This window comes from Pseudomonas sp. HMSC076A11 (assembly GCF_001810205.1).
GTDB lineage: Bacteria > Pseudomonadota > Gammaproteobacteria > Pseudomonadales > Pseudomonadaceae > Pseudomonas > Pseudomonas aeruginosa.
In genome coordinates, this window is the sequence record NZ_KV800256.1 from 1 (window position 1) to 544 (window position 544).

Below are 544 nucleotides of genomic sequence, written 5' to 3' on the forward strand. Positions count from 1 at the left end.
CTACCAGCGTTACCTCTCCGATCTACGGGACCTCAAGGATGCCTTTGGTATCAAGGTCTACGCATTTGCCTGATGACCAACCATGTCCATCTGCTCATGGCGCCTGGTGATTCGCTGTCTGGCTTGGCGCAACTGATGAAAACGCTGGCGGCGCGCACGACACGATATCGGAATCGCTTGGAGGGCCGTTCCGGAACGTTGTGGGAAAGTCGCTATAAATCGAGTGTCGTACAGAGCGATGCCTACCTGCTGGCGTGTTGCCGGTACATCGAACTGAACCCTGTTCGGGCGCGGATGGTGGACGATGTGGCGGCCTATCCCTGGTCAAGTTATGGGCTGCGGGCGGATTGGTTGAAGGAGGCAAACTGGTTGGATATGGATCCCTGCTTCATTGAGCTAGGTCAGACGGCCGAAGAGAGATATCGGCGATACGTAACGTTCATGAAAGAGGCGATACCGGCCGAGGAATTGAGGCTGATTCGCGAGGCGGTTCAGCGTGGACAACTGACGGGCAATCAACGGTTCGTGGACGAGATAGAGCGGG

The 544-nt window shown here is 56.4% G+C and carries 1 pseudogene; it reads left to right on the forward strand.

The window, feature by feature from the left end:
* Positions 1–544 (forward strand): annotated as a pseudogene (locus HMPREF2716_RS00740) (transposase); the annotation flags it as partial.